Origin of the sequence: Nocardia sp. NPDC088792 (assembly GCF_044750615.1) — a bacterium.
GTDB lineage: Bacteria > Actinomycetota > Actinomycetes > Mycobacteriales > Mycobacteriaceae > Nocardia.
Genome location: NZ_JBIVKC010000003.1, coordinates 37524 through 49279 on the forward strand (window position 1 = coordinate 37524; position 11756 = coordinate 49279).

The 11756-nt window shown below is 64.6% G+C and carries 13 protein-coding genes; 8 read left to right on the forward strand and 5 right to left on the reverse strand.

Going from position 1 to position 11756, the window contains the following annotated elements:
• Positions 1 to 7 precede the first annotated feature (7 nt).
• Entirely contained in the window at positions 8 to 451 is a 444-nt protein-coding gene (locus ACIP5Y_RS18070; protein WP_400351352.1) for a DUF4189 domain-containing protein, read from the reverse strand.
• 151 nt (positions 452 to 602) lie between these two features.
• Here ACIP5Y_RS18070 and ACIP5Y_RS18075 point away from each other — a divergent pair, with 151 nt between their 5' ends.
• Both ACIP5Y_RS18075 and ACIP5Y_RS18080 read left to right on the forward strand, forming a co-directional pair.
• Positions 603 to 1166 (forward strand): HAD domain-containing protein, encoded by a 564-nt coding sequence (locus ACIP5Y_RS18075; protein WP_400351353.1) that lies wholly within the window; start codon positions 603 to 605, stop codon positions 1164 to 1166.
• A gap of 568 nt (positions 1167 to 1734) precedes the next feature.
• Complete coding sequence (locus tag ACIP5Y_RS18080) at positions 1735 to 2274, forward strand: NUDIX hydrolase (RefSeq protein WP_400351354.1); 540 nt, start codon at positions 1735 to 1737, stop codon at positions 2272 to 2274.
• 164 nt (positions 2275 to 2438) lie between these two features.
• Here ACIP5Y_RS18080 and ACIP5Y_RS18085 read toward each other — a convergent pair whose 3' ends face one another.
• Together ACIP5Y_RS18085 and ACIP5Y_RS18090 are read right to left on the reverse strand one after the other, a co-directional pair.
• Positions 2439 to 3128, reverse strand: coding sequence for an alpha/beta fold hydrolase (locus ACIP5Y_RS18085; RefSeq protein WP_400351355.1), 690 nt, complete (start codon positions 3126 to 3128; stop codon positions 2439 to 2441).
• Positions 3129 to 3215: 87 nt separating this feature from the next.
• Positions 3216 to 5951 (reverse strand): AAA family ATPase, encoded by a 2736-nt coding sequence (locus ACIP5Y_RS18090; protein ID WP_400351357.1) that lies wholly within the window; start codon positions 5949 to 5951, stop codon positions 3216 to 3218.
• A gap of 226 nt (positions 5952 to 6177) precedes the next feature.
• On the opposite strand from ACIP5Y_RS18090, the gene ACIP5Y_RS18095 reads away from it, so the two are divergent.
• Positions 6178 to 7098, forward strand: coding sequence for a LysR family transcriptional regulator (locus ACIP5Y_RS18095; RefSeq protein ID WP_400351359.1), 921 nt, complete (start codon positions 6178 to 6180; stop codon positions 7096 to 7098).
• On the opposite strand, the gene ACIP5Y_RS18100 is transcribed toward ACIP5Y_RS18095, so the two are convergent.
• Positions 7087 to 7629 (reverse strand): DUF998 domain-containing protein, encoded by a 543-nt coding sequence (locus ACIP5Y_RS18100; RefSeq protein ID WP_400351361.1) that lies wholly within the window; start codon positions 7627 to 7629, stop codon positions 7087 to 7089. The two genes, ACIP5Y_RS18095 and ACIP5Y_RS18100, sit on opposite strands and share 12 nt — an antisense overlap.
• A gap of 483 nt (positions 7630 to 8112) precedes the next feature.
• Here ACIP5Y_RS18100 and ACIP5Y_RS18105 point away from each other — a divergent pair, with 483 nt between their 5' ends.
• Positions 8113 to 8391 carry a hypothetical protein gene (locus ACIP5Y_RS18105; RefSeq protein ID WP_400351362.1) on the forward strand — a complete coding sequence of 93 codons (279 nt, stop codon included), beginning with the start codon at positions 8113 to 8115 and terminating at the stop codon, positions 8389 to 8391.
• Between the two features lie 19 nt (positions 8392 to 8410).
• Here ACIP5Y_RS18105 and ACIP5Y_RS18110 read toward each other — a convergent pair whose 3' ends face one another.
• Positions 8411 to 8938 carry a hypothetical protein gene (locus ACIP5Y_RS18110; RefSeq protein WP_400351363.1) on the reverse strand — a complete coding sequence of 176 codons (528 nt, stop codon included), beginning with the start codon at positions 8936 to 8938 and terminating at the stop codon, positions 8411 to 8413.
• 151 nt (positions 8939 to 9089) lie between these two features.
• On the opposite strand from ACIP5Y_RS18110, the gene ACIP5Y_RS18115 reads away from it, so the two are divergent.
• From ACIP5Y_RS18115 to ACIP5Y_RS18130, 4 genes are all read left to right on the forward strand, one after another.
• Positions 9090 to 9419, forward strand: a complete 330-nt coding sequence (locus tag ACIP5Y_RS18115) for a hypothetical protein (protein ID WP_400351364.1) — start codon at positions 9090 to 9092, stop codon at positions 9417 to 9419.
• Positions 9400 to 9918 carry a DUF6879 family protein gene (locus ACIP5Y_RS18120; RefSeq protein ID WP_400351365.1) on the forward strand — a complete coding sequence of 173 codons (519 nt, stop codon included), beginning with the start codon at positions 9400 to 9402 and terminating at the stop codon, positions 9916 to 9918. Before ACIP5Y_RS18115 ends, ACIP5Y_RS18120 begins: the two co-directional genes overlap by 20 nt.
• Positions 9919 to 9921: 3 nt before the next feature.
• Positions 9922 to 10803: a helix-turn-helix domain-containing protein gene (locus ACIP5Y_RS18125; protein WP_400351366.1), complete on the forward strand. Its 882-nt coding sequence runs from the start codon at positions 9922 to 9924 to the stop codon at positions 10801 to 10803.
• A gap of 109 nt (positions 10804 to 10912) precedes the next feature.
• On the forward strand, positions 10913 to 11701 hold the full coding sequence (locus ACIP5Y_RS18130) for a hypothetical protein (protein WP_400351367.1): 789 nt from the start codon (positions 10913 to 10915) through the stop codon (positions 11699 to 11701).
• Positions 11702 to 11756: the final 55 nt, after the last annotated feature.

Below are 11756 nucleotides of genomic sequence, written 5' to 3' on the forward strand. Positions count from 1 at the left end.
CGAGTGATCAGCCGTTGCACTGGGTGGCCACGATATGGCCTTCATCGTGCAATCCCTGCGAGCTTCCGGCGGGAGGAAGGATCGTCTGCGTGTGAAGCTCATCGAGGGCGGCCTGCTCCGCGTCCGCGGCGGTAGCGCCGACCCCGACCCCGGTCATGAGATGGGTGTCGTTGGCCTGTGCGAGCGAGGCACATCCGTCGGTCCACGAGACGACCACCTTGCAGTCGCTCGGTCCACCGCACTTCCCGACCGCGTCGGCGTCGGCGCTGCCCTGGCTCGGATAGTTCCAAGCCACACCCCACCCACCGAGGTCTTCCACCCGGTACGAGTACGCGATCGACCCGTAGTACTTGCCGTCGGGCCCACGTTCAGCTGCCGCGACCGGCCCGCCCGCAACAGCGAGAGTGACTGCCGCCGTGGCGAACACAGCAGATTTCCACAACAACGACATCGAGAATCCCCTCCGAAGATCTTGCTCCCCAACAAATCGTCATGATCTTGACCGGAAGCACTCGGTTTGTCCAAATCCCCTGGACGGTGACCTCCGCATCCGTGCGTTCGACGAAGGCATCGGTACAGCTGCTCGGGCTACCTTGAACGTGATGAAGACCCCGCACCGTCCGTTGCTATTCCTGGATGTCGACGGACCACTGCTACCGTTCGGCGCACCAACAGGCAGCGAGTTCCCTTCACCACCCTCTGACGGTGCCGGTCAGTGGAACCCGCTTGCAGCGCGACTCGATCCCAGTGTCGGACCGTTGTTGTCGGCCCTTGCTTGTGAGCTGGTGTGGGCCACCACCTGGGCGCACGAGGCCAATCAGTCCATCAGCCCGCTGCTGGGCTTGCCCGCGCTCGCCGTCGTGGTGTGGCCTGACGAACCCGACGATCGAGTTGACGAATGGTTCGGGCTGCACTGGAAGACCCGCACATTGGTCGAATGGGCCGCCGGGCGACCCTTCATCTGGATCGACGACGAGATCAGCGATCGAGACCGCGAATGGGTAGCAACCAACTATGGAAGCCGGGCTCTCCTCTATCGGGTGGACCCGCGGACAGGACTGCGACACAGCGACTTTGCCACGCTCACCGAGTGGTTGGACACCACCATCTCGGAGCGGCCGACATGCGAGAGATATTCGGCGAGTATCTGTTCGGAGTGTTTGTAGTCCTCCGGTCACAAGATGATCCTGGGTTCTATCCGGGATAGCGCCGCTGCAGTTTTCGAGCCACTATCTCACCGAGCCGGGCACCGGGCTGCTTGCGCCAGCTTGTGGTCCACCACTTCGACCGGTGTGCCGATAGGTCGGACTCGGCTCTCTCGGCGACCTCGGATCGGATCGGGCCGGTTGCTGCGGCGATGGTCGCCTGCCCACGGCGCCGGTCGCTACGGTTCAGCATCCGTTTGGTACGCGGAATGTTCCTGCGCGAGCTTTTGTCGTTTTCGCCGTAATCATTTCGGCGATCACGGGCATAGCTGAGCGCCTTCTTCTCTTGTGGAGTACGGTGCCGCATCTTCCCCTCCTGGCCAACCGAACAGAGAATACCGACCGGGCCGAGTGCCCGCGATCTCTCGCTGCGCACCTACCCGCACGCTGGCAGGAGGGGCATACACGTACTGCTCTGAAATGATCGGCTTGGACACTGCGCAGGATAACCGCAGAGAGAAGAGTGGCTCGGGGTCCGTAGCCTCGTCGATCACCTGCGGTCAGGTGCTGACCGCGTAAGGTCTGGAGCGTGGAGCGTGCGACGCAGTGGAAGATCCTCGGGGAGCGTGTGGTCGACGAGAATCGGCATATTCGGCTCTCGACGGTCGATGTTGAGCTGCCCGACGGGGTCCGGTTCACCCAATATGTGGCGCGGATGCCACGGTGCGCGATGACGTTGGTACTCAACGAGAATCGTGAGGCGCTGTTGATGTACCGGCATCGGTTCATCATCGATCAATGGGTGTGGGAACTGCCGGGTGGCTACGTCGACCACGCCGAGGATGTCGCGGTGGCGGCGGCACGCGAGGTGGAAGAGGAAACCGGGTGGCGTCCGCGCGCGATGGAGCATCTCGTGACGTATCAGCCGTCGATCGGCACCCTTGACCAGCCTCAGGAGATCTATCTCGCGCGGGGTGCGGAACTGACCGATACCGCACCCGACATCAACGAGGCCGAGGATGTGCGCTGGATCCCGCTGGCCGAGGCGGCCGCCATGATCGATCGAGGCGAGATCGTCGGCGCGGCAACGGTAGTCGCGATCTATCGGGCGCTCAGCCTCGCCGAGTGAGTTCGAGAACCTGCTGACGGAACTCGGCGACCTCGGTCAAATCATTGAACGGCCGCAACCGGTAGCGAAGATCCCGCAGATAAGACAGGCTGCGGCAGAACGTGCGCCCGCCGCCGTTCCGGTCGGCAAGGTCGACCGGAACGGTGGCCGATCGGCGTAGACCGCTAGGCGACGCCGGCGGCGGAGCGGATGATGTCTGCGACGACTGCGGGGCGGGAGACGTAGATGGCGTGGCTGCCGGGGGTGTCGACGACGGTTGCGCCGATGCGTTCGGCCATGGAGGCCTGGGCGGAGGGCGGGATCATCTTGTCGTCGGTGACGTGCAGGTACCAGCTCGGCTTGAGGCGCCAGGCGGCCTCGCTGATGATGCCGCCGAGGGCTTCCAGGCCCCACGGGACCTGGGAGTCGGACAGGAAGGCGGCGTCTGCGTCGGAGAGGTCTCCGGCGAAGGATTCGTGGAACTTGGAGCGGTCGAGGAAGAGGTAGCCCTGTTGCGGGGCGAGGATCGGGGGCTGGGGGCCGTCCTGGGGGAAGCCTGCGATCAGGGCGTTCACCGATTCGCCCTTGTCGGGGGCGAAGGCGGTGATGTAGACGAGGGCGCTGACCTTGTCGTGGGTGCCTGCCTCGCTGATTACCGCGCCGCCGTAGGAGTGGCCTACCAGGACGGCCTCGCCCTCGATGCCGTCGAGGATCTGGCGGGTGGCCGCGGCGTCGTCGGTGAGGGACTTCGTGGCGTTCTGGACGACGCGGACGTCGAATCCGTCCCGGGTGAGCTCGTCGTAGACTCCGCGCCAACCGGATCCGTCCACGAAACCTCCGTGAACCAGGACGATGGTCTTGCTCTGGGTGCTCATTGCGGATCTCCTCTGCACTGAATTGCCGATCGGCACAACCGAATCTAGGTTCGCGGCGGGGCTGGGGAATCCGTCAAATGACGTACATCAGGCGGGCGGCTTGCTCATTGCATCGCGCAGGGCGCTGCGGGTGGTGATGCCGAGCTTGGGGAACACGCGATGCAGGTGGGTGGAAACCGTACGCGCGGAGAGGACCAGACGTTCGGCGATCTCCTTGTTGGTCAGCCCCGCGGCCGCCAGCTCCGCGACCGCTTGCTCCTGCGGTGTGAGCACCGAGCCGCGGATCTCGGCGGACACGGGCTCACCGGCGGCGCGCAGCTCCGCGCGGGTTCGTTCCAGCCAGGGAATGGCTTGCAGCCGTTCGAAGGTATGCACGGCGGCGGTCAAATGCGTTCGGGCCACGGCAGGTTCGCGTTCCCGGCGCAGGCGCTCGCCGTAAAGCAGTGCGGTGCGGGCGTATTCGAATATCCACCGATCGCTACCGGGGGCGGACAGGGCTTCCTCGAACAGTTTTCGCCAATCGTGCGGATCGGTGAGGGCGAGCGCAGCGGTGGTGAGGAGTCGCAGCCGCGACGACACCTCGGGCAGGCCCGCCGCGACGGCCGCTTCGGCGTGCGCCCGCGCTTCGGCGAGTCGGCCGCTGCGGACGGCCGCTTCGGTGAGATCGAGGACCAGCCACACCGCATGGGGTGCGTAGCGCGGAAAACCGCCCGGCGCGTTGATCGAAGCCGCATGCCGGTAGGCCTCGTCGAAACTCGATCGGCCCAGCGCGGACAGGCATCGGATATGCGAGGAGTACGTGGCATACGTCGCGAGACGCCGTGGCGCCGCCCACAGCAGCAGTTCTTCGGCGGCGAGATCGGCGGCCTGCGTCCGGCCCTGGGCCGCGTCGACGAGGGCGCGCAACAAGCGGCCGGGGCCCGCGAGCATGGAGTAGCCGAGATCGGCGCACCATTGCAGACCCTCGGCGGCGAGCTCGATCAGCTCGTCCCAGTTGCCTTCCCAGAAATCGAGCTGCGCGATCAGGAAGAGGGCTTCGATGGCCTTGGCCAGCGCACCGCCGCGGCGGCCGTCGATGATCACCCGCCACAAGGCTTCCCGGGCCTCGCCGATGCGGTCGACGTACGCGGCCGCCGTCACGACGCGGACGATGCGCAGCGGATCGGCGGAGAAACGCAATCCGTCGAGCGCCTCACCGAGGTGTTGCAGGGCTTCCTGGGTAGCGCCCGCCGGATCGACGAAGATGTTGTGCAGCAACCACAATGTGTCCGCCGGCTTGGCCTCGGCGCGATCGAGGACCGTGCCGATGTCCTCCCAGAGTTCCGGGCGGCCGCTGAAGAAGCCGACATACAGCAGGGTGTGCAGCGCCTCGTTCATGGTTTCCGCGCCGGAGCCGATATCCCGATCGTGGACGCGGATGGTGGCGAGCAGGAGTCTGCCCGCCGTCGTGGCATCGCCTTCATCATTGAGCAACTGATTGGCCGCCGCGACCGCCGCGTCCAGAGAAGGGGTTTCACGGGCCTCCGCGCGATGAGCCTGTTGCAACAGGCGGGAGGTCTCGGCGAGATCGCCCGTGATCGCCGCGCCCAGATAGGCGGCGCGGGCCGTGCGCCGGGCGCGATCGGAGTCGGTCGTGCTCAGCTCCGCGGCACGCAACATGGCGGCCGTCGCGCGCCTGCTGTCGCCGTGCCGGATCATCTGCAGCGACAAGGCTTCCAGCGAGGCGGCGATCTCCTCGTCCGGGCCGACCGCGGCCTGCCCGAGATGCCAGGCCCGGCGTTGCGGGTCCATGGCGAAGGCCTCGGCGAGAATGCGATGCACCTGACGGCGCTCCTCGCTGGTCGACAGTTCGATGACCGCCGAGCGGATGAGCGGATGGCGGAATTCCACTCTGCCCGTGCGCGGGTTCACGTGGACGATGCCGGCGCGTTCGGCGGGCGGCAGATCGTCCAGACCCTGCGAGGTCGGGGCGCAATCGTCGAAGGTCACGCTGTTCTCGGCGCCGGCGAGGACGACGAACAACAGCATGCGCCGGGTGCCCTCGGGCAGGCTCGCCAGCCGGTCCGCGAACAGGCGCTGCAGCCGGTCGGTCAGCGGCAGGACGGTGGGCAGAGTGGCTGGGGGACTGCCTTTTTCGAACGCGACCGGCAATTCGAGCAGTGCCAGCGGGTTGCCGCGAGCGTCGGCGCGCAGCCGGCGGCGCACATTCGCAGTGAGGGCCGGATAGGCGGCGCGCAGCAGCGCGTCGGAGTCTCCGTCGTCCAACGGCGGCAGGTCCCGCACGCGGAAACCGCTGCGGGTGAAGCCGTCATCCGAATCCGCGCGTACCGCTACAAGGAGGCGGAGATTGGTACCGGTCCAGCGGCGGGCCGCGTAACTGAGCGCCATGGCGCTGGGCAGGTCGAGCCATTGCACATCGTCGACGATGAGCAGCAGCGCGTCTTCTGTCGCGGCGGCTTGCAGCAACGCCAGTGTGGCCGCGCCCGCGATCAACTGGGAGGGCATGGCGCCCGGTTCCAGTCCCATGATCACGTTCAAGGCTTCCCGATGCGCGGGGCCCAGCTCGTCGATGCCGTCCGAGAGCGGGTGCAGCAGCTGGTTGAGCGCACCGAACTTCAGATCCGCCTCGTATTCGAGTGCCGCCGCGCGCAGCACCCGAATGCCTTGGACCGCAGCGAGATCGGCGGCCATATCCAATACCGCGGTCTTGCCCACGCCCGGCTCGCCACGTAAAACCAGCACCGGGGTGCCTGCCTGCCCGAGTACGAACGCCGTAATCAGGTCACGCTCGACCTCACGACCGACCAACACGGCGAACGCCACCCCCGTCCTCGGCTGTACTGCTCATCGAGTTAACGCCACCGAGGAGTGGGGGAGAGTCGTTTCGGTTCAGATGCGCTGCAATTCGGACGGTCACCACCGCACGATGGTGCCATTGCGAGGGAATTGCCCGGGATAGCCGGGTCCATACCCGCGATAACGTCTCTACTCTGGAGCGCCAAGCCATGCTGCCAGCGAGAGTTTGTCAGATGTGGTATGCGTAAAGCTCATGTCATTCGGTGATGTGTCGCTGACTGCATTGCGAGTATTCCGGGAGGTGGCCGACCGCGGCACACTGACCGCGGCCGCGACCGCGCTGGGCTATACCCAGTCGGCGGTATCCCGGCAGATCGCGGCATTGGAACGGGCCGCGGGCACGCCGTTGCTGCAGCGGCGCCATGACGGCGTGCGGCTCACCCCGGCGGGTCAGGTGGTAGCCCGCCGCGCCGCTACTGTGATCGATCAAATAGACGCCACCGCAAAGGAATTAGCAGGCATACCGGAGGAGCGAGCCACCGTCCGCCTGGGGTGGTTCGCCAGCGCCGGCGCTTCTCTCCTGCCGCACGCCCTGTCCGACCTGCGCCGCACCCACCCCGGCATCACCGTCCTCACCAGGGAGGGCAGCACCCCTGCGCTGGTTCGCGCCCTGCGAGCCGGAACGATCGACCTGGCCCTGCTCTCCTCCGTCCCGCCCTACCGGCCACCCGACACCGAATCCCCGGCCCTCCAACTCCATATCCTCACCGAACGCACCCTCCTGGTAGCCGTCCCCGCCGACCACCCTCTGGCCCGAGGCGATTACATAGACGTGGCCGACCTGCACGGTCAACGCTGGATAGCCGGCTCCACCGGTGACACCACCATGGGTGTCTGGCCCGGCATAGACGAACGCCCCGAAATCGCACACACCGCCCGCGATTGGCTGGCCAAACTCCAGTTGGTGGCCGCCGGTTTCGGCATCACCACCATCCCCGCCCTCTTGGTTCCTTCCCTTCCCTCGGCAGTCCGAGCTCTCCCCATCCGAGGCGGCGCCACCGAATCACGCCGCATGCTTCTGGCCCACCTCCCGGGCCGGCTCCCGCCCCCGGCCGCCCGCCTGGCCGCGGCCCTCCGCACCGCCGCCCTCAACCCCGATCCCTCAATCCCGTGACCGCATAACCCTCAGAGCGGCAACGCAATACCAGGCGAGGATGACAATGAAGAACAGGCGTTCGGTCAGGCCGCCGACATGCATGGTCCAGGTACCGAACATCACGAACATGACCGCCAGCGCGGCGGCTCCCGTCGCGAGCGAATAGTTGCCGAAGCCACGCCATCCCGGAATCCGGCGCAGCCGTATCCCGATCAATGGAAACCCGAGAATGGCCCCGACAGCAATCGACGGCATGCCGACCACCCAATGCAGAGTGACTGTCGACGGTGCTTCGGTGAACAGGCCAGCCCAAGCAAAACCGAAGCCCGGCAACATGATCAGGATGAGGGCCACCCACCCGACCGCTTGCGCACCGATCGTCCGCCGCAGAGCCAGGCAGCAGCTGAAAAGCAGCGGAGCGAGCAAGATCAGCGACCCGTCGAGCATCCAATCGTGCGGACCCACACCCAGATCACTGATGGCCTGACGCACCGGGGAATAGCCCGGCCGGATCAGGCCTCCGACAAGGCTGGTCAGCGCGAAGACCACGGGCCCGACCAGCCCGCCGACGGCGAGTACGCGCGTCCTTTCAGCGGCGATGACCGCCGCAATCGTGATGTCGGCCTTGGCAATCCGATCATGATGGGAATCGGGAACAGCGGAGTTCATCCCCTCAGCGTGCGCCCGCGACCGGACTCGACACGTCGGCCTGGAATCGACGACGTGACTACGTCACACGACGTACGGCGTCTCACCCCGACCCGCCCACGCGCAGGATGCGATGTACGGACTTCAGTCCCGATGAACGAGTGGGTTGGATTGTCTACGTCGATTTCTCGTCACCCACCGAGCTTCGTTGCCCGTGTTCATGTGACTACTGTCGCTGGACCGGCTGACAGCGAGCTGACGACGACCTGACATGAACATCTCGCCGAACGCCCGATCGTGTCGGTCCCTCGGTTCATACTGGCGCTCATGGGGTATGAAGCTGTACGGCGACATTCCCGGCGGGGAAAGATAGGCGGTAGTTACGTGAGCGGCTACGTCCGCTTCACCGACCGCCCCGCACCCCGGCGCGGGCGCTACACGTCCATGTACGTCCACGGCTACCGCAGTGCCTCGCCCACCCCGATCCTGTGGGCACTCGGGGTGATCGTCGGTGGCGTGGTCCTGCTCCTGATCGTGCTCACCCTCACCCACCTGGGATCCACCGACAAACCCTCCAACACCGTCGTAGTGCCCTCGACCGCCGCACCCGCACAGCCGACTTCCCCACCACAGCCGTGCTTCCCCTTCCAACCGTCCTGCTGATCGAAAGCGCCGAAATGGCCTAGGCATCGTCCGCCTCGGCTGGCGGTAAGTCTGGCAGCGGAGGCATGGCTCTACGGGCGTAGGTCTCTTCAGGGTTCACGGTGATCACGTCGAGTTGCTGCACCAGCGTCCCTGGTACCTCTCCGCCCTCGAAGTGCCCGGGGCTCGGGACTATGACGGCTTCCGCGTCCAACCGCGTTGCTTGTGCCCTGAGACGGGCCAGCGGTGGTCGTCCGAACCGGGGGTCATGGATCACCATCTCCGTGAAGTCGTAGCCGAGACGTGTTGCGAGCTTTCGGATTTGGCTCTGGTCCCACAGCTGCGCCATGCCGGATACGTCGGTGCGGAAATACCCCAAACACGTTGGTTTCCAACGCATTACAGCCCCTTGGTTTCGGTGTCCGTCGATTGCGATGTGTCCCTGAATCTCCAGATAGAACGCTGCGTAGTCCTCTGAGTCGTCTCCGGTGCTCTGAAGTTCCAGCACGCCGCCGGGGAACTGGACCAGCCGTGTCCGCGATACTGCCCCTACAACTTCGAACGCCATATGCCGACGCTAGGAAACGGCCAGCTCTCCAAGCCATACCTATGCCGAACTATGCTCAGATTAGCCAATTACGAGGTCGGACAACACTCGTGAGAGGGATGCTTGTGATGCATAAGCATAGTTGCGCGTAGTTCAGAGAGGAGCTCTCATCATGTTGTTGAAATTCCTTGGCAAGGGTGGTTCAGGCGACGGCGAGTGCCCGACGCTGTACGCGACGGACGCGGATACCTACGTTGTGGTGGGCTGGAAGACGCAGACCTCCGGAACGATCGAGATACCTCACCTGTTACTCGGATTCGCTGAGCCGGACACGTTCATCGGTGCCGCCATGAGCGACACCGGCCGCGGAACTTTCCTGGTGTCCGGCCGGCCGATCACCGATCCTGAGACGGTGGACGAGATGCGCATGGAACCCCACGAGAGCGCCGTCGAAGTGCCGAAGGCGGAGAGGACCTTCTACGGTGTTACTGCGGCAGCCTAGCCCTTGGTCTGAACTATTCCGGGCGGCCGAGCGAGAGGCGTTCCATCTCGAGGTACGAGACACCTACTCGGTGCCTGCCGAGTCGGAACCGTTGCGCCGGTTCCTGAACGGTGACCCGCCGGTACCGGCGTACGGCAATCGACCTTGGACCGAACTTGTCCGGGAGACCGTCGATCGTGGGGTGAAGGTGATTCGGGTCCGTGTGGTGACGGTGCCGCATAGCGACTATCAGCGTTGGCTACTTTCCATCACCGGCAGCAATGTCGCTGCGGGGGAGGATATTCGGTATGTTCCCCGGCATCTGGCCGGGGAGGTACCTCCGGATGACTGGTGGCTGTTCGATGATTCGACCGTGGGTTTCAACCTGGTAGACAACGACGGCAAGCCCGCTGGGGCGGCAATCACCACCGATCCTGGGATCGCCGCATACTGCCGGGGTGTGAAAGAGAAGCTCTGGCAATCGGCCGTCCCGTTCGACGAATACACCGGTGAAGCGTGACCAGTGACTGACTCGGTACAGCAACAACGCGAAGCTCTCGGGGAACGTCTCCGGGGGCTTCGCCAGTCTGCCGGTCTCAGCGGTAGTGAGCTTGCCCGTAGGGCGGGCTGGCATCAGACCCGTGTACCCAAGATCGAGTATGGCAAGACCAATCCGTCTGTTGCCGACATCCAGGTCTGGTGCAAGCTCACCGGCGCTGAGCGCGAGATTCCAGACTTGGTTGCATCGCTCCGAAACATCGACGTCGCATACCGTGAGTGGCGGCGAACTCTCGACGGCGGGACGAAAAAGAAGCAACACGAGATCCTGCGCCTGATGCAGCAATCCGCGGTGATGCGGGTGTATCAACCCTCATTGGTACCCGGACTGCTCCAAACCGCCGAGTACGCCACAGCGATCCTGGGGAGGTCGATAAAGTTCCACGGCATTCCGGATGACTTGGATGCGGGTGTTGCCAAGCGCATTGAGCGGCAACAGGTCCTGTACCGCGGTGACCGCAGGTTTCATATTCTGATGGGTGAGCAAGCCCTTTACAACAACGTCGGCGGGGACTCGGTGATGGCCGGGCAGCTGGATCGTTTGCTCGCTGCGATGGGGTTGCCTCGCGTCACGTTTGGCATCGTGCCGATGACCGCTGAACTGCCGATGCAGTTGACGAACTTCGTGATGTTCGATGAGCGTCGTGTGACGGTCGAGGCGATCTCCGCAGAGCTGACGATCACCCAGCCACGCGAAATCAAGCTGTATCACCGGACGTTCGATATCCTTGCCGGTCAGTCGACGACCGGTGAGGCTGCCCGGCGGTTAATTCGCCGAGCACTCGAAGCCCGGTCCGTTGCTTCGGCTGATGCCCCTCATCCACCTCCGCAGCGAACCGAAAACTGAGCTGGCCTACCGACACTGGGCATCATCGGGATTGATCCTGTCGGCCGGCTGAATAGGATGGGTGCACAGGCACGGGGATCGAATGCCGGGCCGGCGGGAGGGGCTTGTCATGTACTTCGATGGCGTGCCGCTGTGTGGGAGGATTGTGCTGCGGATTCTCGTGGTCGGAATCGTTGTGGGGAGTTTGGGGTTCGCTGCTGGTCCGGTTCTCCTCCTTCGAGGGCGGTATGGCTACCGGGATTTCGACTTATGGGCGGGTTGGGGTGTTGTCGCTCTCGATGTGATGGGGTTCTTGCTCATCGGATTCGGCTCATCTCCGGGTGGGACTGTTGTCGCTTGGTATGGCCGGTTCGGTTTTGCGCTCGTGTTCGGCTTGGCCGCGGTGGTGCTGTGCTATCTGTTCGTCAGCGATGTGATCGGCCCTCAACGGCGCAAGGTCGGCCGGTCACGGCCGCGTGCACCGATTCGGCAGGATCGGATCGAGGTCAAGTCTCAGGCCGAGTTTCGGTGCTTCACGTGCGGCCGGCCGGCGGGAACCACGAGTGCGTCGGTGCGGCATCACTCAGGCAGGCATCGCTCCTATATGTTTCGCGGAAGGTTTCACCAATCCGATTCTGTGGCACGGGAGTTCCGGACCAGCAGTCATATCGGCGATGGGCGGAGGTTCGAGCAGGTCTGCGGTCTGCTCGACTCGGATGGTCCGGACCCGCACCAATTGTGGAACATCAGTCGCAGCCTGGTGCCGTTCTATTGCTATGGCTGCCGCGTCGTCTACTGCATTGACGAGTGGCGCAACGTCGAGGACGTATTCGACCGCTTCGACGAGCACCGATACCTATCCCATATGGGTGTCGATGCCGATTGCCCTCGAGGACACCAACACCGCATTTCGGACTGATTCCAACGAGATGACTGCGGCGATCGATAACCGGTGGTTATCGATTATCGGGAAG

Excerpts from the sequence above, each read along its gene's own strand:
- ACIP5Y_RS18095 (WP_400351359.1), top strand. The coding sequence starts at position 6,178 with ATGTCATTCGGTGATGTGTCGCTGACTGCATTGCGAGTATTCCGGGAG.
- ACIP5Y_RS18110 (WP_400351363.1), bottom strand. The coding sequence starts at position 8,938 with ATGGCGTTCGAAGTTGTAGGGGCAGTATCGCGGACACGGCTGGTCCAG.
- ACIP5Y_RS18115 (WP_400351364.1), top strand. The coding sequence starts at position 9,090 with ATGTTGTTGAAATTCCTTGGCAAGGGTGGTTCAGGCGACGGCGAGTGC.
- ACIP5Y_RS18070 (WP_400351352.1), bottom strand. The coding sequence starts at position 451 with ATGTCGTTGTTGTGGAAATCTGCTGTGTTCGCCACGGCGGCAGTCACT.
- ACIP5Y_RS18075 (WP_400351353.1), top strand. The coding sequence starts at position 603 with ATGAAGACCCCGCACCGTCCGTTGCTATTCCTGGATGTCGACGGACCA.
- ACIP5Y_RS18130 (WP_400351367.1), top strand. The coding sequence starts at position 10,913 with ATGTACTTCGATGGCGTGCCGCTGTGTGGGAGGATTGTGCTGCGGATT.
- ACIP5Y_RS18085 (WP_400351355.1), bottom strand. The coding sequence starts at position 3,128 with ATGAGCACCCAGAGCAAGACCATCGTCCTGGTTCACGGAGGTTTCGTG.